Source organism: Pseudomonas sp. A214, from assembly GCF_900156295.1.
GTDB classification, from domain to species: Bacteria; Pseudomonadota; Gammaproteobacteria; order Pseudomonadales; family Pseudomonadaceae; genus Aquipseudomonas; species Aquipseudomonas rhizophila.
Genome location: NZ_LT707062.1, coordinates 2,102,580 through 2,121,447 on the forward strand (window position 1 = coordinate 2,102,580; position 18,868 = coordinate 2,121,447).

Consider the following 18,868-nt stretch of genomic DNA (forward strand, 5'->3'; position numbering starts at 1 on the left):
GAGTTGCTGCCATCGCGAGCAGGCTCGCTCCCACAGGGATTGGTTGGGTGACCTGGACGTGTTCACACCACCGATCCATTGTGGGAGCGAGCCTGCTCGCGATGGCGCCAGTACAGCCTCCACAACACCCCAAGAAAGGATTCCAGACTTGAGCCTGCACCTGATCATCGGCGACAAACACCTTTCCTCCTGGTCCTTGCGCGGTGCGCTGGCCCTGGCGTTGACCGGCGCAAAGTACACCGAAGAGCTGGTCAGGCTCGACCAACCGGACACCCGTGAGAAACTGCTCAAGTATTCAGCCACCGCCAAAGTCCCGTTGCTCAAGACCGAATTCGGTGTGATCGCCGACTCCCTGGCGATTGCCGAATACCTGGCTGAACAGTTTCCCGATGCGGGCCTCTGGCCCAGGGACGTCGCGGCCCGGGCTCAGGCACGTTCGGCCTGTGCACAAATGCACAGCGGTTTTTTTGCTATCCGCAGCCACATGCCGTTTGACCTGCTGCGCGATGCGCCGCTAGTGCCCATGCCGGCGGAAGTTCAAGCGGAAATCCAGCGGATGCTGGCACTGTGGGCCGAATGCCGTGCGGCGGCTACTGAAGCCGGGCCCTACCTGTTTGGCCGCTTGAGCCTGGCCGATGTGTTCTTCGCGCCGGTGGCCGTGCGCTTGCGCACCTATCAGGTGGCGTTGCCCGAGGTCGATGCGGCCTATGTCGAAACTATCTATCAATGGCCGGCGTTCAAGGCGTGGCAACAGGCCGGCCTGGAGGAAACAGCGCGGTGAAACGAGTCCATGTAGCGGCGGCGGTCATTCGTGACGCTGCCGGCAAAATCCTGATCGCCCGACGGGCCGACACCCAGCACCAGGGTGGCCTTTGGGAGTTTCCCGGTGGCAAGGTCGAGGCGGATGAGTCCGTCGAAACCGCCCTGGCCCGCGAACTTCATGAGGAGCTGGGCATTGTCGTCGTCGCCGCCCGGCCGTTGATCAAGGTGCGTCACGATTACCCGGATAAACAGGTGTTGCTGGATGTCTGGGAAGTCTCGGCGTTCACCGGCGAGCCCCACGGTGCCGAAGGGCAGCCGTTGGCCTGGGTCACGGCCCGGGAGCTTTTGAACCATGAGTTCCCGGCGGCCAACCAGCCGATCATCGCGGCGGCTCGTTTGCCCGGCGAATATTTGATCACCCCTGAAGGCCTCGAAACGCCGCAGTTGCTGCGCGGCATGCAAAAGGCTATCGCCGGCGGGATCAAACTGGTCCAGCTGCGCGCGCCCAACGGCTACGACCCGAAGTACCGCGATCTGGCGGTGGATGCGGCAGGTTTGTGCGCCGGCAAGGCCCAGTTGATGCTCAAGGGGCCTTTCGAATGGCTGGGGGATTTCCCGTCCGCCGGCTGGCACATTACCGCCGCGCAATTGCGCAAGCATGCTGCGGCCGGTCGTCCTTTCGGCAAAGACCGTTGGCTGGCGGCGTCCTGCCACAACGCCGAGGAGCTGTCCCTGGCGCAGCAGATGGACGTGGACTTCGTGACGCTCTCGCCGGTGCAACCGACCCAGACCCATCCCGAGGCCCAACCGCTGGGGTGGGAAGAGGCTTCGCGGTTGATCGAGGGCTTCAACAGGCCGGTGTATCTGTTGGGCGGGGTGGGGCCTGACGAGCGGCAGCAAGCCTGGGCCGCTGGGGCGCAGGGTGTGGCGGGGATTCGGGCGTTTTGGCCTGGGCCTTGATTGGGTGGGATGACTGATCGTTCCCACGCTCTGCGTGGGAACGCCTCAACGGACGCTCCGCGTTCGGCTCTGGAGGGACGCGGAGCGTCCCGGGCTGCGTTCCCACGCAGAGCGTGGGGAACGATCATGCAGGTCATCAACTCTCGGGCTTGGCAGCCGCCACCCACAGCATCTCAGCCACCCCTTGCCGCCGGGCAATGACCCGCGCCGCGACGAATAACAGATCCGACAACCGATTGATATACGCCAGCCCCGGCCCGGCCAATGGCTCCACGGCGTTCAACTGCTGACAACGGCGTTCGGCGCTACGGGCCAGGCTGCGGCAGACGTGGGCCTGGGCGATCAGTGTCGAGCCACCGGGCAGGATGAAGTTCTCCAGCGGTCCCACTTCTTCGTTCCATGCATCGATGGCTGCTTCCAGGCGCTCGACTTCCAGCACGTTCAAGGCCTGATAAGCCGGCATCGCCAGTTCGCCGCCCAGGTCGAACAGTCGATGCTGACAAGGCGCCAAGACCTCGATCAGCTCCTGTAGCGCCGGATATTCAGCTGCCTCTACCGCGAGGCTGGCGAGCAACAATCCCAACTGACTGTTGAGCGTGTCCACCTCGCCAATGGCCTCGACCCGTGGATGGTCCTTGGCTACACGGCGACCATCCCCCAACCCGGTCTCACCTTTGTCGCCGGTGCGGGTGTAAATCTTCGACAGGCGAAAACCCATGTTCAGCGCTCCAATTGTTTGTGTTCCTGCGGCACCATTGAGGTGCCGGTCAATGGCAGGCGCAAGGTGAAGCAGGTGCCCTGGCCCGGCGCCGACTGCACTTCCATCTGGCCCTTGTGATTATTGGTGATGATGAAATACGACACCGACAGCCCCAGCCCGGTCCCTTGGCCGATTTCCTTGGTGGTGAAGAACGGCTCGAAGGTGCGTTTGCGTACGTTCTCGCTCATGCCGATGCCGTTGTCCTCCACCTGGATCTCTGCCCACGGTGGGTTCAGCCGCGTGCGCAGGATAATGCGCCCGGGTTCGCTGTCGTCCTGGCGTTGATGGATCGCCTGGGCGGCGTTTTTCAGCAGGTTGAGCAGCACCTGCTCCAGCTCGTTGGCGGTGCCGGGCACCGGGCCCAGGTTGGGGTCGAACTGCCGGATGATCGCCTGGCCCTTGAAATCGAAACCGATTGCCAGGTCGAAGTCGTTGCCGGCGATCTCCACCGCCTGGTCGATCAGTGCCGGCAGGTCGCAGGGCGCCATCTGCCGGGTGCTGCGCCGGCTGAAGCTGAGCATGTGGGTGACGATTTTCGCCGCCCGGGCGCCGGCCTGCTGGATGCCGTCGAGCAACTGCGGGATTTCCCGGCTTTGCAGGTAAAGGTTCACCCTTTGCAGTTCGATATTCAGTTGTTCGGCCTGTTCGATGTTCTTCGGCAGCTCCGGCGACAGGCGTCGGCGGATGTTTTGCACGTTGTGCAGGATGGCTCCCAGCGGGTTGTTGATTTCATGGGCCATGCCCGCCGCAAGACCGCCGACCGAGAGCATCTTTTCTGATTGCACCATCATTTCTTCCAGCGACAGGCGTTGGGTGATGTCATCGATGCGGATCACCACGCCGCGTCCGGCGCCGCCCATCAGTGGATAGAAAGTGAGGGCGTAGTGCCGGGCCTCGTCGTCCTTGGTCCAGGTGACGCGTTCGATTTTCGCTACCGTGTGCTGTTCGACCGTTTGCTTGAGCTGCGGCAGATAAGGCTTGAGCGGTTCGAAGGCGAGGAAGATCGGCTGGTTCAGCGCCTCGTCCAGGCGTGTGCCGGAGAGGGCGCTGGCTTCCTGGTTCCATTGGGTGACGTAGAGCTGTTCGTCGAGGGCGATCAGGGCCGAGGGCATGGAGTCGATAATGCTGTTGAGGTAGTTCTGGAAACCGGTGAGCTTTTTCTCGATCTTGCTGCGCACCTGGACTTCCAGTTCCAGTTTGCGATTGGTGTGGCGGGTTTCTTCCGCCAGGCCCTGGGCCTGGTCGTAGGCGGCCTGGGAGTCGTCACGCGCGCGCTTGAGTTGCTGCTCCCGGGCTTCGATCCGCGAGAGCATGGTGTTGAACGCCTCGGCCAGGCTGCCGATTTCGTCGTGGTTGCCGCGGGCGGCGCGCAGGGAATAGTTCTCCTCGCGGGTGACCTGGCGCGACAGTTCCTCGAGCTGATGAATCGGCTGGGTGATCAGGCGTTTGATCTGCTGGGCAATGACCAGCCAGAGCAACACGCTGAAAATAAGGATGCCGAGGCTGGCGGTCAGGGTGCCGGTGTAGAACGCCGTCGGCAGTTCGCTGCTGGCCACCAGCAACAGATGACCCGGCGCCGTCCCCGGGCGGGGCAGGGTGATGACCTGATTGCTGCGAAACTCACTGGCTTGCCACGCCTGCATGTGGCGGTAATGGTCCGGCAGCTTGAGCTTTTCGCCCTGTTGCAGTTGCGCCAGGCGTGCGCCCTCGCCGTCATACAACGCAGCGGCCCGCAACGGCGCGTAGCTGTTGAGTTCATCCAGCAGGCGCTGGGCGGTCTGAGGCGACTGCAGGGCATCGGCGATCAGGCTCGGGTTGGCCACCAGCCGACCGATGGTCTGCAGGGCCTGGGGCGCCATGCTTTCCTGGGAAATGTAATAGGCGGCGCTGATAAAGGTCAGGTTGGCCACCAGCAGGACGGTGGTCAACAACACCAGCAGGGCGGCCAGCAGTTTCTGGCCGACCGGGAGGTTTTCAAGGCGCTGGCGCAATGGCATCGGACTCTTCGTTTAAAAGGAACACGAGGGCCAGCGTAGCCGCTGCTCAGTCGCCGGGCAATCCGAGGTTGTTCAAGTGGGTAATCAGACGCTGCCGCAATTGTTCCAGGTGTGGCACCGGTAACCGGTGGCGCTCGGCAACCTTGCAAGCGTGGCCGAGCAGGTAGCTGATTTCGGTGCGGCGGCCATGGGCGACGTCCTGGTACATCGAGGAGTAGTTGGCGGCGGTGGCCTGTATGACCCGTTCGACTTCCGGCTGCAAGTCTTCGGCCGCCATGGGCTGGCCGCAGCGTTCCAGCAGGTCCGTGAGTTCCGCGCAGAGGGTCGCCACTTCGCAGTGATGCGCCTGCAGGCCGCCGTTCTTGCAGTGGTGCAGGACGGTCAGAGGGTTGATGGCACAGTTGAGCGCCAGTTTGCGCCAGAGCCGGGTGAGGATGTCAGCCGTCCATTCGTGGGGTATGGCGGCGGCGGTGAGGTCGTCCAGCCAGATCGGTGCCACCGGGTGCGCGGGGTCACCCAGCCAGGTGTAGCCGTGGCCGGCAAACACCACGCGCCAGTCACCGTCGCGGAATGCCCCTTCGGTACTGGAGGCACTGATGCAACGGGCCTGGGGAACACGATTGGCGACTGCGTCCTGACTGCCGAGGCCGTTCTGTAGCAGGATCAGTTCCGCGTCGGCGCTCAGGCGATGAGCCACAGAAGCCACGGCCGCTTCGGCGTCATAGGCTTTGCAGGCCAGGAGCAGGCGTTTGATCGGCTCGGGGGCGTCGGCTGTTTGCCCGGGGACCGGGTAATGTTGGGCCTGGCCCTGTTCCACCAGCGTCAGACCGCCGGCGGCCCGATAGGCCTGCAAGCGTTGTTCATTGCGCAGTACCAGCCGCACCGGCAAACCGGCCCGGGCCAGGCGCGTCGCCCACAACGTACCGAGGCTGCCGGCCCCCAGGACATGCCAGGTAGTAGGCATCAGTTTTTTACTCGGTTTGGCGCAGGCATCTGGGGGCTCGCAGTGTCGACAGGAAAAGACCCGTTATAATGAGCCCGATTTTAACCACAAGCCAAGCACGCGCCTTTGTTACGGGCGCGTCTTTTTTATTGGAGAACACTACATGCCGTCATTCGACGTGGTATCCGAACTGGACAAACACGAAGTCACCAACGCCGTTGAAAACGCCGTCAAGGAACTCGACCGTCGTTATGACCTCAAGGGCAAGGGCAGTTTCGAGTTCAAGGAGAAGGACCTGACCGTCAACCTGACCGCCGAGGCCGACTTCCAGCTTGAGGCAATGATCGAGATCCTCAAGCTGGCCCTGGTCAAGCGCAAGATCGACGTTCAGTGCCTTGAGGTCAAGGACGCCTATGCCTCGGGCAAGCTGATGAAGCAGGAAGCCGTGCTCAAGGAAGGCATCGACAAGGAACTGGCGAAGAAAATCGTTGCTCATATCAAGGACGCCAAGCTCAAGGTGCAAGCCGCCATCCAGGGCGAGCAAGTGCGCGTCACTGGCAAAAAGCGTGATGACTTGCAGGAAGCCATCGCGGCACTGCGGGGCAAGGAATTCGGCATGCCTTTGCAGTTCAATAACTTCCGCGACTGATACCCGGTGCACAGAGGCATTGTGGGGAGCGGGCAAACGCTCTTTCACAATGCTTCGCCCGGTCTTTCGTGGTTACGGCAATAGAAGGAGAGGTAGATGGACTTGAACGCTGAAGTGGACAACTTGATCAAGGCGTCCGAGGCCTGGATCCCCATGATCATGGAGTACGGCAGCCGGGTGCTGCTGGCGGTGGTTACGCTGGCCATTGGCTGGTGGCTGATCAACAAGGTAACCCGCAAACTCGGCGGGCTGTTGGCACTGCGCAATGCCGACCTGGCGCTGCAAGGGTTCATCAGCAACCTGGCGAACATCATCCTCAAGATCCTGCTGATCGTCAGCGTGGCGTCGATGATCGGCATTGAAACCACCTCGTTCATCGCGGCTATCGGTGCGGCAGGCCTGGCGATCGGCTTGGCATTGCAGGGCAGCCTGGCGAACTTCGCCGGTGGTGTGCTGATTCTGTTGTTCCGCCCGTTCCGCATCGGTGACTGGATCGAAGCTCAGGGTGTGGCCGGTACGGTCGACAGCATCCAGATATTCCACACCGTGATTCGCACCGGTGACAACAAAACTGTCATCGTGCCCAACGGCAACCTGTCGAACGGCATCATCACCAACACCAATCGCCAGCCGACCCGCAAAGTAATATTCGACGTGGGCGTGGACTACCAGGCTGATTTGCAAAAGGCTCGGGAAGTGTTGTTGGAACTGGCCAAGGACGAGCGTGTACTGGCCGATCCGGCGCCTGAGGCGGTGATTTCCACCCTGGGCGACAGTTCGATCACGGTGTCGTTGCGGGTATGGGTCAAAACGGCCGATTACTGGAGCGTGATGTTCATGTTCAATGAACAGGCCCGGGATCGTTTGAAGGACGCGGGAATTGATATTCCGTTTCCGCAGCGGGTTATTCGTATGGTCCACGAAGGGGCAGCGCAATAACGCTTTGAATGCATGAGCTGATTGTTAGTTAGCTTGCTAATTACGAAGTTGCTTTCAAGCTGACTTGTAATGGGCACAAAAAAACCGCTCACCTGGATCAGGTGAGCGGTTTTTTATTTGTTGCCGGTGTAACTATCGAATGACCGCTGAATTACAAGATGCTCAGAGGGTATTCGACGATGAAGCGGAAGTCGTTGTTGTCACGGCCAACACCGGTGCTCCCACGATAGAACGCGCTACGTACGCGGAAAGACAGGTCTTTGGCTGGACCGCTCTGCATAACGTACTTGGTTTCGATGTCCAGTTCGTGTTCTTTAGCGTCATCATTGGTGGCAGTGACAATGTTGTCACCAGTGATGTAACGGGTCATGAAGCTCAGACCAGGAACGCCGTAAGTCTTCATGTTCAAGTCGTAGCGAGCCTGCCAGGAGCGCTCGTCTTGATTGTTGAAGTCGGAGTATTGGACGGAGTTGGAGAGGAAGATAGTACCGCCGCCGTCAACGCCGTAAACGTAGCCAGTGTCACCGGTGGAGCGCTGGTGAGCCAGGGTGAATTTATGGGCGCCGATGCTATAGGCTGCTGCGAGGGACCAGATGCGGTTGTCGATGTCACCGCTGAGGTCTTGACCCTGGCTCTTGCTGTCGTAGCCGTTGAAGTCGAAGTTCAGGGACTGATCTTCGTTAATCGGCAGGGTGTAGTTCAGGTTGAGGTATTTCTTCTTGAAGTGGTCATCCACATCAGAAGCAGCCACGCCAGCTACGAAGTTGTCAGTGAACTGGTAGGTTGCGCCAGCAATGTTAGCGGAGGTCAGGCCAGGGTGTACACCGTCGGTAACGTCAATGCTATCGCGACCCATGCCAACCTGATCGCTCAAGGAAGTGAAGCGACCTGCGCTCAGTTCCAGGCCCTTGATTTCGTTGCTGGTGATCAGGGTACCGGTGGCAACTTCAGGCAGCAGACGACTGTCGTCGGTGGAGAATACTGGGCTGCTGGTGAACTGGTTACCGTATTTCAGAACGGTGTCGGACAGGCGGAATTTAACTGCGCCGCCAGCCTTCGATTGAGTTTCTTCCAGATTGCCATCGCTGTCCGCGGCGAACAAACCGTTACCGCGACGACCGCTGCCGCCGTCGAAGCGGACGGAGCCCAAAGCGAAAGCGTCAACGCCTACGCCTACGGTACCTTGGGTAAAGCCCGACTCGTAGATAGCGCGTACGCCAAGGCCGGCTTCTTCGCGATAACTTTGTTCGTCGCTGGCGTTGTTCTTCCAATCACGATTCATGTACAGCATACGGCTCAGAACGTTCAGGCTCTGATCTTCGAAAAAGCCCTTGGATTCTTCCTGGGAAGAGGCCATTGCGAACTGCGAGGTACTGGCCGAAACAGCCAGTGCGATCATGCTCCACTTCATCACGCGCATCGTGATTTGCTCCTTTGGTTTTTAGAAGAGTCTTGCCGTCCCACCTGTTTTTTTATCTGGGCGGCTCTTTCTTTTTGTGTCGGCGCGAACTTATATCACGACGACATTCATTGGCGATACTTGCCCATCCAATCTTTCAGCTTCTTTACGACCCTGTCGCCAATGGCTCGATCCATGTCGTATTTGGGCTGTTCCGGCGCAATCGGACTCACAACTCGAAGTTGCTTCTTTTTTTCCGGCGTCGGTGTAAAGAGTCCTTTGTTACTGCGCTTGAAGCTCCCTGTGGGCAACCTTGCCACTTTATTTATAGGCCAGCAGGTTTTCGCTTCCGGCGGTGCCCTGCAGGCGATATGGGGATGAATGCAACAAGCATGCTCAAACCCGGATTTTGTTCACGTTTTTTTCACATTCTCCATTTTTGCATGGTGAAACCTCATGAAACCGGGCTCCAAAGGCCTTGTTTTAAATGAGGTTGACTGCTGTGGCGCTCTCGTGTTTAGAACCGCTAAACGCTGCGAGACAACCAAAAACGTTACCGGTTCACCCTCTCAGTGAGTAGATCACGGATGCTTCGTGCACTGAGCGTAGACGCGTTGTGCTGTTTTGGTGCAAAAAATCTCTACCTTGTACGAAAATTTTACAGGCTCAGTGCAAGAGGCAGTGCTCGCAGCGCCCGTCTCAGGCCTATGTGTTACCGGCCGCGCTGAGTTGGTGCGCGTACTGGAAAAAAAGCATCGGACAGGGTCATGACAGTACGCAGTGAACCCTTCGACGTTCAAGGGTATGCTGCGGCTCTATGTCCCACTCAGGCCCGCTGAGTCGGGCAAAAACGATAACCAGCGAGGAGTGCGCGCGGTGTTTGCTTTAGATCCACAACTGCAACAAGACACGTTAGTCATGGGTGACTTCCCGCTGTGCCGGTTGCTCTTGTCCAACGATTCCAATTACCCGTGGTTCATCCTCGTGCCGCGACGGGAAAATATCAGCGAATTGTTTCAATTGGATGACGCCGACCAGCGGCAGCTGTGGAAGGAAACCACGGCCCTGGCCGAAACCCTCAAGGACTCCTTCAATGCTGACAAGCTGAACGTTGCAACCTTGGGTAACGTCGTCAGTCAGTTGCACATGCACGTCATCGTGCGCAAGCGTGATGACGCGGCCTGGCCAGCGCCGGTCTGGGGCAAACACCCGGCCAGGTCGTATACTGCTGAACAGGTGAAGGTCATTCGCGACCGATTGCGAGCGGCCCTGACCGATGATTTCAAGTTTCTGGAGGGCTGAAACCATGAACCTTGAAGAGCGTGTAACGGATCTGGAAAGCCGCCTGGCGTTTCAGGATGACACCATCCAGGCATTAAATGACGTGCTGGTGGAGCAGCAACGAGTGGTCGAGCGTCTGCAGCTGCAAATGGCCGCGTTGCTCAAGCGCCAGGAAGAGATGGCCGGGCAATTCGAAACCTTCGAAGAAGAAGCGCCTCCGCCTCACTACTGACCGACCGGAACGACAGGCAATAAAAAACCGCGAGCAGCCAGGCTGCATCGCGGTTTTTTTACGCTTGGGATCAGCGGCGCGGTAGCGCGGCGATCACATCTTCGGCCTGCAGGCCCTTGTCGCGGTTCATCACGGAGAACTCCACGCGCTGGCCTTCGACCAGAACGCGGTGGCCTTCACCACGAATGGCTCGGAAATGCACAAAGATGTCATCGCCGGAGTCGCGGGAGATGAAACCGAACCCCTTGGAAGTGTTGAACCACTTCACGGTGCCGGTATCGCGGTTGGACATGTCGTAGTTTTGCGGTGCGGCGGCCGGTGACGACTTCTTGTAGAAGCTGACAGCCAGGTGCAATGCCACGGCGAGCAGTGATGCGGCCAGGCTGAACAGCACGGCCGGTTGACCGGCGATTTGCGGCATGGGTGCCAGCAGGGTCAGGGTTTGCAGGGCAACGGCCAACACGAGCAAGGCGCTGACCAGGTTTTGCAGTTGATGACGTGGGCCTTTGTTCCAGTAGGGGATAACAGGTGCAAGGGTCAGGTTGAGCAGGCCGAAAAAGGCCAGGTAAAGCGCATCGGGATGTTGCAGGTAAGGCGTGGCTTCGGAACCCAGGCTAGGGATGAAGGACAGCAGCAGGGCAGCTGCGCCCATTAGCAAGTGGACGATTTTCAACATTTTGATTGACTCACGGTTAAGACGGATCACAAGGAAGAGCTGATCGGGGCGGTTCGCTTCGGAACAATAGAGAGGCGTTGGACACATTCCCGAATCAGCCTATGCGCCATGCCCGGAAAAATAGGCGTAGCGACACACTGCCTATTTAACAGCAAAGCCTCTACCTTCTCAAACCCGTTACGGGGGGCGGACCGCGCTGTTCGTCGGCGCAAGGTGTCAGGCAAGGGCGTGAAATCTCCCGCCTCGTCGGAACCCTCCGGTGTTGCGGCTTGTCGGTTCAGGAGGGCTGGCGATTTGTCGCAGGCTGGCGGCGGTAACACCGGCTAGAGTGCAAGGGCCGCTGTCGAATTCATCACCGCAGGAGATCAACCAACATGGCCATTGATATCGGGATCAGTGAAGAAGATCGCAAATCCATCGTCGAGGGGCTTTCACGGCTGCTGTCGGACACTTACGTTCTGTACCTCAAGACCCATAATTTTCACTGGAACGTCACGGGGCCGATGTTTCGCACCCTGCACCTGATGTTCGAGGAGCAATACAACGAACTGGCGCTGGCGGTGGACCTGATTGCCGAACGCATTCGTGCCCTCGGCTTTCCTGCGCCGGGCGCTTACGCCGTGTATGCACGCTTGTCTTCTATCAAGGAAGAAGAAGGCGTGCCTGGCGCCGAAGACATGATCCGCCAGTTGGTCGAGGGTCAGGAAGCCGTGACGCGTACGGCCCGTAGCATCCTTCCTTTATCGGACAAGGTCAGTGACGAACCGACCACCGATCTGCTGACCCAGCGCATGCAGGTCCATGAAAAAACCGCATGGATGTTGCGCTCGCTGCTGGAAGACCGGTAAGCGCCGGGCCGGGCGATGACGGAGGGGCTGGCATTATCGCTGGCTCTTTGTGTAGGACGTCGTAATTCGTCGCCTGCCTGCTGCTGGCTTGTCCTACGCCGATGGTCATAAAGTCATCTGGATCTGGCGATGCCGTTGAGCTTCCATAGAGCCACAGATTGGTTGTTCCAATTGAGAGGTTCGTATGGCAAAGGAGTGTCAACGGTATGATTCAAGGAAAGGAACCTGGGGAGGGTGTGCATGGGCGCTTTCAGCCCATTACCATCGACCCGTTCGTCCGGGGGTTCGACATGCAGCTGGCCCGGCCCCTGTCCCGATCGATCCGCCTGAACGGGTTCGCCACCTGTCTTCGGCTCGAGCAGGTCTATTGGGATATTCTCGGTGACATGGCCCAGCTCAACAGCTGTTCCATCAGTACTCTGCTGTCCCATGTGGACCGGGAAGTGCACCTGCGCCATGGCGGGGTACGCAACTTCAGCGGTTTAGTGCGCGTGGTTTGCGTGGTGCACAGTTTGAAGGAGGCAGGGACGGAGGTCGTGGGGCGTCATTGGCGCGATGAATGCGTGGCGCCTGTCAGTGGCTGAGACCGACCGGTAACGGCCTGTGCCGTCTTACGGCTGCACAGGCCGCATTTAATGGATATAATCCCGCTCTTTGCCGCAAAGCCCAGCCTTTGCGCGAGTAACCTGATCGCCGAGACAACCCCCATGCCGATGTACGACTATCAATGTGCTTCCTGTGGTCATCAGATGGAAGCCATTCAAAAGATCAGCGCGGCACCGCTGGTCGACTGCCCTGCCTGTCAGGCGCCGGAACTGAAAAAGATGCTGTCCATGCCAGGTTTCCGCCTCGGTGGCACCGGCTGGTATGAAACCGACTTCAAGACCGGCGCCAAGAAGAACCTGGCCGGTGGCGACAAAGCTGACTGAGTTGAACACGCGCGAGCTCTTGCACGGGCAGGGCCTCCAACCGAATTTCGAATTACGAGAAGTGAAACCACTACCATGATGCGCAGCCATTATTGCGGCCAACTGAACGAAAGCCTGGAAGGTCAGGAAGTTACTCTTTGCGGATGGGTCCATCGTCGCCGTGACCATGGCGGGGTGATTTTCCTCGATATCCGTGATCGTGAAGGCCTGGCTCAGGTAGTGTTCGATCCGGACCGCGCTGAAACCTTCGCCACCGCCGACCGCGTGCGCAGCGAATACGTGGTCAAGATCACCGGCAAGGTACGCCTGCGTCCGGCCGGTGCCGGCAACGCCAACATGGCCTCGGGCATGATCGAAGTGCTGGGCTATGAGCTGGAAGTGCTCAACGAAGCGGAAACCCCGCCGTTCCCGCTCAACGAATACTCCGACGTGGGCGAAGAAACCCGCCTGCGCTATCGCTTCATTGACCTGCGTCGCCCGGAAATGGCCGAGAAGCTGCGTCTGCGTTCGCGCATGACCACCAGCATCCGTCGTTACCTGGATGAAAACGGCTTCCTCGACGTCGAGACGCCGATCCTGACCCGCGCCACGCCGGAAGGTGCTCGCGACTACCTGGTGCCGAGCCGCACCCACCCCGGTAGCTTCTTTGCCTTGCCGCAATCGCCGCAGTTGTTCAAGCAACTGCTGATGGTGGCCGGCTTCGACCGCTACTACCAGATCGCCAAGTGCTTCCGCGACGAAGACCTGCGTGCCGACCGTCAGCCTGAGTTCACTCAGATCGACATCGAGACCAGCTTCCTCGACGAAAAAGACATCATGGGCCTGACCGAAGGCATGATCCGCAACCTGTTCAAGGAAGTGCTGGGTCTGGAATTCGGCGAGTTCCCGCACATGACCTTCGAAGAGGCCATGCGCCGCTACGGTTCCGACAAGCCGGACCTGCGTAACCCGCTGGAACTGGTGGACGTGGCCGATCAGCTCAAGGAAGTCGATTTCAAGGTGTTCAGCGGCCCGGCCAACGACCCGAAATGCCGGATCGCGGCCCTGCGTGTGCCAGGCGGGGCAAGCATGCCGCGCAAGCAGATCGACGACTACACCAAGTTCGTCGGCATCTACGGTGCCAAGGGGTTGGCGTACATCAAGGTCAACGAGCGCGCGGCGGGTGTTGACGGCCTGCAATCGCCGATCGTGAAAAACATCCCTGAAGCCAACCTGAACGTGATCCTCGATCGCGTGGGCGCGGTTGATGGCGACATCGTGTTCTTCGGCGCTGACAAGGCCAAGATCGTCAGCGAAGCCTTGGGCGCGCTGCGCATCAAGCTGGGTCACGATCTCAAGCTGCTGACCTGCGAATGGGCGCCGATGTGGGTCGTCGACTTCCCGATGTTCGAAGAGAACGACGACGGCAGTTTCTCCGCGCTGCACCACCCGTTCACCGCGCCGAAGTGCTCACCTGAGGAGTTGGAGGCCAACCCGGCCACCGCTCTGTCACGCGCTTACGACATGGTCTTGAACGGCACCGAGCTGGGTGGCGGTTCGATCCGTATCCATCGCAAGGAGATGCAACAGGCGGTCTTCCGTCTGCTGGGCATCAGTGAAGCGGAACAGGAAGAGAAATTCGGCTTCCTGCTCGATGCTCTGAAGTACGGTGCACCGCCCCACGGTGGCCTGGCCTTTGGCCTGGACCGCCTGGTGATGCTGATGACCGGCGCCCAGTCGATTCGTGAAGTGATCGCGTTCCCGAAAACCCAGAGCGCGGCCGATGTCATGACCCAGGCTCCGGGTGTAGTGGATGCCAAGGCACTGCGCGAGTTGCACATCCGTCTGCGTGAACAGCCAAAGGCTGAGTAAGGCCGACACCTGAAGGCGCATCTTCGGATGCGCCTTTTCATTGGGGTCGATATTTCTGGTTGCCGGCTACTGTGCGAGCGCAGGGCGGGCAATGTTGCAAAGAGAAACCGGAGCGAGTTATGGCAGGTCATTCCAAGTGGGCGAACATCAAGCACCGCAAAGAACGTCAGGATGCCAAGAGGGGCAAGATATTCACCAAGTGGATCCGTGAGCTGACGGTCGCTGCCCGCCAGGGTGGCGGTGATCCGGGCTCCAACCCGCGCTTGCGCCTGGCCCTGGACAAGGCGCTGGGGGCGAACATGAGTCGCGACATCATCGACCGCGCTATCGCCCGCGGCGCGGGTGCGACCGAAGCCGATAATGTGGAAGAGCTGACCTACGAGGGTTACGGCCCCGGTGGCGTAGCGGTGATGGTCGAGTGCATGACCGACAACCGCAACCGCACCGCCGCCGCCGTGCGTCACGCCTTCAGCAAATGCGGGGGCAACTTGGGCACCGACGGTTCGGTGGCGTACCTGTTCGAGCGCAAGGGGCAGATCAGTTTCGCGCCGGGCCTCGATGAAGATGCCCTGACGGAGGCGGCCCTGGAAGCCGACGCCGATGACGTGGTCAGTCATGAAGACGGTTCCTTCGACGTGTTCACCTCGTTCGCCAGCTTCTACGCCGTGCGCAATGCCCTGGAGGCTGCCGGTTTCAAGCCGGCCGACGCGGAAATCGTCATGCAGCCGACCACCAGCGCCGAACTGGACCTGGAGGGTGCCGAGAAGGTGCTCAAGCTGATCGACATGCTCGAAGACCTGGACGATGTGCAGAATGTCTACTCTAACGCGGACATTCCTGAAGCGGTCGCTGAACAGCTTGGCTGATAGCGTTGTTGGTACAGCGATCTTGTTCAGTTATGCGTAGGTGCTTTATGTGGGAGCGAGCCTGCTCGCGATAGCGAGGGTCCAGCTTGCAAAGATGTTGCAGTGATACCCCTATCGCGAGCAGGCTCGCTCCCACAGATTCAAACACTTCATCTCCAAACCGCAGGCGTTATGACTTTAATCCTTGGTATCGACCCCGGTTCGCGCATCACCGGCTACGGCGTGGTTCGTGATACCGGGCGCGGCTGCGTGTACGTCGCGTCAGGCTGTATCCGCACCGGTGCCGGTGAGTTGCACGAGCGCTTGCAGATCGTTTATCGCGGCGTGCGTGAAGTCATCCAGACCTACGGCCCGGTCACCATGGGCATTGAAAAGGTCTTCATGGCGCGTAACGCCGATTCTGCCCTGAAGCTGGGGCAGGCTCGTGGGGCGGCCATTGTGGCCGGTGCCGAGGAAAACCTGGAAATCGCCGAATACACCGCGACCCAGGTCAAGCAGGCAGTCGTTGGAACGGGCGCGGCGAACAAGGAACAGGTGCAAATGATGGTGATGCATCTGCTGAAACTGGTCAGCAAGCCGCAGATCGATGCCTCCGACGCCCTGGCCATCGCCATTTGCCATGCCCATACCCGTTCCAGCCTGTTGCCGCATGGCCTGGGAGCCGCACGCAGTCGTGGCGGGCGCCTGCGTCTCTGATAGCATCAGCGCAATCTTTCGTGAGCCCGAGCATTTTGCGCCTGTGTCGTCGGCCTCCATGCTCCGGCCGTTACTCGCCAGTCCACGGCTGGCCTACGCCCAAGGATCTGAAACGTGATTGGACGCTTGCGCGGCACCCTGGCTGAAAAACAGCCGCCGCACCTGATTCTGGATGTAAATGGCCTGGGTTATGAGCTGGAAGTGCCCATGACCACCTTGTATCGCTTGCCGTCGGTCGGTGAACCGCTGACGCTGCACACCCATTTGGTCGTGCGCGAGGATGCCCAGTTACTCTATGGCTTCGTCGGCAAGCGCGAGCGGGATTTCTTCCGCGAGCTGATTCGTCTCAACGGCGTCGGTCCGAAACTGGCCCTGGCCTTGATGTCGAGCCTGGAAGTCGACGAACTGGTGCGCTGCGTGCAGTCCCAAGACACTTCGGCCCTGACCAAGGTGCCAGGTGTCGGCAAGAAAACCGCCGAGCGCCTGTTGGTTGAGCTCAAGGACCGTTTCAAGGCCTGGGAAGCGGTGCCGGCCATGTTCGCGCTGGTGCCTAACCAGCCGGACGCGCCAGCGCCCGCGGCCAGCGCGGAAAACGATGCGGTCACCGCACTGATCTCCCTGGGCTACAAGCCGCAGGAGGCCAGCAAGGCGATTTCCGCTATCAAGGAAAAAGGCTTGAGCACCGAAGACATGATTCGTCGGGCCCTGAAGGGAATGATTTAAGTGATTGAAGCCGATCGTCTGATCGCCGCCACGGGTGCCCCCCGTGACCGTGAAGAAGTACAAGACCGTGCGATTCGTCCCGTCAGTCTGGCCGATTACATCGGTCAGCCGGCGGTTCGCGAGCAAATGGAACTGTTTATCCAGGCGGCCCGTGGGCGCAGCGAGTCTCTGGACCATACCTTGATCTTCGGCCCACCCGGTTTGGGCAAGACCACCCTGGCCAACATCATCGCCCAGGAGATGGGCGTGTCGATCAAGAGCACGTCCGGGCCGGTCCTCGAGCGTCCGGGTGACCTGGCGGCGCTGCTGACCAATCTTGAGCCCCATGATGTGCTGTTCATCGACGAAATCCACCGGCTATCGCCGATCGTCGAGGAAGTGCTGTACCCGGCGATGGAGGATTTCCAGCTCGACATCATGATTGGCGAGGGGCCGGCGGCCCGTTCCATCAAGCTCGATCTGCCGCCGTTCACCCTGGTGGGCGCCACGACCCGCGCCGGCATGTTGACCAATCCGCTGCGGGACCGTTTCGGTATCGTCCAGCGCCTGGAGTTCTACAACAACGCCGATCTGGCGACGATCGTCGGCCGCTCGGCCGGCATTCTCGGGTTGCCGCTGGACCCGGATGGCGCTTATGAGATCGCCCGGCGGGCGCGGGGTACACCGCGGATCGCCAACCGGCTGTTGCGTCGGGTCCGGGATTTTGCCGAAGTTCGCGCCAAGGGCCACATCACCAAACCGATTGCCGACCTGGCGTTGAACCTGCTGGACATCGACGAGCGTGGTTTCGACCACCAGGACCGGCGCCTGCTGCTGACCATGATCGAGAAGTTCGACGGCGGTCCGGTGGGCGTGGACAGCCTGGCGGCGGCCATCAGCGAAGAGCGCCATACCATCGAAGATGTGCTGGAACCGTACCTGATCCAGCAGGGCTACATCATGCGCACCCCTCGTGGGCGTGTGGTGACGCGTCACGCCTATCTGCATTTCGGCTTAAACATCCCGACACGAATGGGTGAGATGCCGGTGGTAGACGAATTCCTCGATGCCGTGGACGATTGAACGACCTCTGTGCAGCGACTTTTTTCAGGTTCGTGCTGTCCCAGACGACACCCGGAGCGTCATTGCATTTCGAGAATGAAAAAACAGTTGCCTGGCCGATTGGCAACCTGAGGAGTAAGCACTAGAGTATGCGCGCGCAAAACGGGCTGGAGTCGTTCGCACATCGCTGTCGCGTTTATTACGAGGACACCGATGCCGGCGGCATCGTTTACTACGTCAATTACCTCAAGTTTATGGAACGGGCTCGAACCGAACGGCTGCGGGAACTGGGTTTTGCCCAATCCGCGCTGGTGGGAGAGGACCTGTTATTCGTCGTGCATTCCAGCGAAGCGCGCTACCACGCGCCGGCGCGACTGGACGACGAGCTTCTGGTAAGTGCCGATGTCATCGAATTGAACCGTGTCAGCCTGCGCTTCAAGCAGCAGGTCAGGCGGGCTACGGATAATGCGCTGCTCTGTGAAGGGCAGTTTCTGGTGGCCTGTGTGCGCACCCATAGTTTGAAACCCCGGGCCATTCCCGAAGCTCTACGTGCGGCCTTTGCCGGCGTGAGCGGCGCCGGTACATACTCAGAGCAGGAGATAAAGCGTGGAAGCTAACGTCGTCGACCATTCCTCCATGTGGAGCCTGGTCAGCAATGCCAGCGTTGTGGTGCAGTTGGTAATGCTGATCCTGGTAGCCGCATCGGTGACCTCATGGATCATGATCTTTCAGCGCAGCAATATGCTGCGCGCCGGTCGTCGAGCCCTGGAGAGCTTCGAGGAGCGCTTCTGGTCCGGTATCGACCTGTCCAAACTCTACCGCCAGGCCGGCAGCAACCCGGACCCGGACTCGGGGGTCGAGCAGATCTTCCGTGCCGGCTTCAAGGAGTTCTCCCGTCTGCGCCAGCAACCAGGCGTGGACCCTGAGGCGGTGATGGAAGGCGTGGCCCGTGCCATGCGCGTCGCCATCTCCCGCGAGGAAGAAAAACTCGAGCAGGGCCTGCCATTCCTGGCCACCGTTGGTTCGGTCAGCCCGTATATCGGCCTGTTCGGTACCGTCTGGGGGATCATGAACTCCTTCCGTGGCCTGGCCACTGCCCAGCAAGCGACCCTGGCCACCGTGGCCCCGGGTATCGCCGAGGCACTGATTGCCACCGCCATCGGTCTGTTCGCGGCCATCCCGGCTGTTATCGCCTACAACCGCTTTGCTGCCCGCAGCGAAACGCTGACCAGCCGTTACTACACCTTCGCCGATGAATTCCAGGCGATCCTGCACCGCAAAGTGCACACCAGCGAAGAATAAGCAGGTATTTCCCA

21 protein-coding genes are annotated in these 18,868 nt (G+C 60.0%); 16 read left to right on the top strand and 5 right to left on the bottom strand.

Annotation, left to right across the window (positions count from 1 at the left end; all coding sequences use genetic code 11):
• The first annotated feature begins 148 nt into the window (after positions 1-148).
• On the top strand, positions 149-781 hold the full coding sequence (locus BW979_RS09375; protein WP_047227083.1) for a glutathione S-transferase family protein: 633 nt from the start codon (positions 149-151) through the stop codon (positions 779-781).
• Positions 778-1,722: a Nudix family hydrolase gene (locus tag BW979_RS09380; RefSeq protein ID WP_076383687.1), complete on the top strand. Its 945-nt coding sequence runs from the start codon at positions 778-780 to the stop codon at positions 1,720-1,722. Before BW979_RS09375 ends, BW979_RS09380 begins: the two co-directional genes overlap by 4 nt.
• Positions 1,723-1,858: 136 nt before the next feature.
• On the opposite strand, the gene BW979_RS09385 is transcribed toward BW979_RS09380, so the two are convergent.
• Genes BW979_RS09385 through BW979_RS09395 form a run of 3 tightly spaced genes read right to left on the bottom strand, consistent with a single transcriptional unit; the run spans position 1,859 to position 5,443 of the window.
• Positions 1,859-2,440 carry a cob(I)yrinic acid a,c-diamide adenosyltransferase gene (locus tag BW979_RS09385; RefSeq protein WP_076383688.1) on the bottom strand — a complete coding sequence of 194 codons (582 nt, stop codon included), beginning with the start codon at positions 2,438-2,440 and terminating at the stop codon, positions 1,859-1,861.
• Between the two features lie 2 nt (positions 2,441-2,442).
• Entirely contained in the window at positions 2,443-4,479 is a 2,037-nt protein-coding gene (locus BW979_RS09390) for a sensor histidine kinase (protein WP_047227080.1), read from the bottom strand.
• Positions 4,480-4,525: 46 nt separating this feature from the next.
• The gene (locus BW979_RS09395) at positions 4,526-5,443 is read right to left on the bottom strand and encodes a putative 2-dehydropantoate 2-reductase (protein ID WP_047227079.1); all 918 of its coding nucleotides are present in this window, start codon (positions 5,441-5,443) and stop codon (positions 4,526-4,528) included.
• A 142-nt stretch (positions 5,444-5,585) separates the two neighbouring features.
• On the opposite strand from BW979_RS09395, the gene BW979_RS09400 reads away from it, so the two are divergent.
• Complete coding sequence (locus BW979_RS09400; RefSeq protein WP_003205057.1) at positions 5,586-6,071, top strand: YajQ family cyclic di-GMP-binding protein; 486 nt, start codon at positions 5,586-5,588, stop codon at positions 6,069-6,071.
• A 96-nt stretch (positions 6,072-6,167) separates the two neighbouring features.
• Positions 6,168-7,010, top strand: coding sequence for a mechanosensitive ion channel family protein (locus BW979_RS09405; protein WP_076383689.1), 843 nt, complete (start codon positions 6,168-6,170; stop codon positions 7,008-7,010).
• A 151-nt stretch (positions 7,011-7,161) separates the two neighbouring features.
• On the opposite strand, the gene BW979_RS09410 is transcribed toward BW979_RS09405, so the two are convergent.
• On the bottom strand, positions 7,162-8,430 hold the full coding sequence (locus BW979_RS09410) for an OprD family porin (protein ID WP_076383690.1): 1,269 nt from the start codon (positions 8,428-8,430) through the stop codon (positions 7,162-7,164).
• A gap of 855 nt (positions 8,431-9,285) precedes the next feature.
• Here BW979_RS09410 and BW979_RS09415 point away from each other — a divergent pair.
• Together BW979_RS09415 and BW979_RS09420 are read left to right on the top strand one after the other, a co-directional pair.
• The gene (locus BW979_RS09415) at positions 9,286-9,711 is read left to right on the top strand and encodes an HIT family protein (RefSeq protein ID WP_076383691.1); all 426 of its coding nucleotides are present in this window, start codon (positions 9,286-9,288) and stop codon (positions 9,709-9,711) included.
• 4 nt (positions 9,712-9,715) lie between these two features.
• Entirely contained in the window at positions 9,716-9,922 is a 207-nt protein-coding gene (locus tag BW979_RS09420) for a SlyX family protein (protein ID WP_047227075.1), read from the top strand.
• Positions 9,923-9,992: 70 nt separating this feature from the next.
• On the opposite strand, the gene BW979_RS27950 is transcribed toward BW979_RS09420, so the two are convergent.
• Positions 9,993-10,598, bottom strand: coding sequence for a cold-shock protein (locus tag BW979_RS27950; RefSeq protein WP_047227074.1), 606 nt, complete (start codon positions 10,596-10,598; stop codon positions 9,993-9,995).
• A gap of 374 nt (positions 10,599-10,972) precedes the next feature.
• Between BW979_RS27950 and BW979_RS09430 the strand changes: the two genes are divergently transcribed.
• From BW979_RS09430 to tolQ, 10 genes are all read left to right on the top strand, one after another.
• The gene (locus BW979_RS09430) at positions 10,973-11,446 is read left to right on the top strand and encodes a Dps family protein (RefSeq protein ID WP_047227073.1); all 474 of its coding nucleotides are present in this window, start codon (positions 10,973-10,975) and stop codon (positions 11,444-11,446) included.
• 206 nt (positions 11,447-11,652) lie between these two features.
• A complete protein-coding gene (locus BW979_RS09435) occupies positions 11,653-12,030 on the top strand; it encodes a ribbon-helix-helix domain-containing protein (RefSeq protein ID WP_076383692.1) in 378 nt (125 codons plus the stop codon).
• Positions 12,031-12,153: 123 nt separating this feature from the next.
• Positions 12,154-12,375 (top strand): FmdB family zinc ribbon protein, encoded by a 222-nt coding sequence (locus tag BW979_RS09440; protein WP_003178589.1) that lies wholly within the window; start codon positions 12,154-12,156, stop codon positions 12,373-12,375.
• Between the two features lie 75 nt (positions 12,376-12,450).
• Positions 12,451-14,226, top strand: a complete 1,776-nt coding sequence (gene aspS / locus BW979_RS09445; protein ID WP_047227071.1) for an aspartate--tRNA ligase — start codon at positions 12,451-12,453, stop codon at positions 14,224-14,226.
• A gap of 119 nt (positions 14,227-14,345) precedes the next feature.
• The gene (locus tag BW979_RS09450; RefSeq protein WP_076383693.1) at positions 14,346-15,092 is read left to right on the top strand and encodes a YebC/PmpR family DNA-binding transcriptional regulator; all 747 of its coding nucleotides are present in this window, start codon (positions 14,346-14,348) and stop codon (positions 15,090-15,092) included.
• Positions 15,093-15,263: 171 nt separating this feature from the next.
• Positions 15,264-15,788: a crossover junction endodeoxyribonuclease RuvC gene (gene ruvC, locus BW979_RS09455; protein WP_030140802.1), complete on the top strand. Its 525-nt coding sequence runs from the start codon at positions 15,264-15,266 to the stop codon at positions 15,786-15,788.
• A 114-nt stretch (positions 15,789-15,902) separates the two neighbouring features.
• Positions 15,903-16,511: a Holliday junction branch migration protein RuvA gene (gene ruvA, locus BW979_RS09460; protein WP_047227070.1), complete on the top strand. Its 609-nt coding sequence runs from the start codon at positions 15,903-15,905 to the stop codon at positions 16,509-16,511.
• Positions 16,512-17,573, top strand: coding sequence for a Holliday junction branch migration DNA helicase RuvB (ruvB, locus tag BW979_RS09465; RefSeq protein WP_047227069.1), 1,062 nt, complete (start codon positions 16,512-16,514; stop codon positions 17,571-17,573). It abuts the gene before it with no gap.
• A 128-nt stretch (positions 17,574-17,701) separates the two neighbouring features.
• Complete coding sequence (ybgC, locus tag BW979_RS09470; protein WP_047227068.1) at positions 17,702-18,169, top strand: tol-pal system-associated acyl-CoA thioesterase; 468 nt, start codon at positions 17,702-17,704, stop codon at positions 18,167-18,169.
• Positions 18,159-18,854, top strand: coding sequence for a protein TolQ (gene tolQ / locus BW979_RS09475; RefSeq protein ID WP_047227067.1), 696 nt, complete (start codon positions 18,159-18,161; stop codon positions 18,852-18,854). The genes ybgC and tolQ overlap by 11 nt, the downstream gene beginning before the upstream one ends.
• The last annotated feature ends 14 nt before the right edge of the window (positions 18,855-18,868 follow it).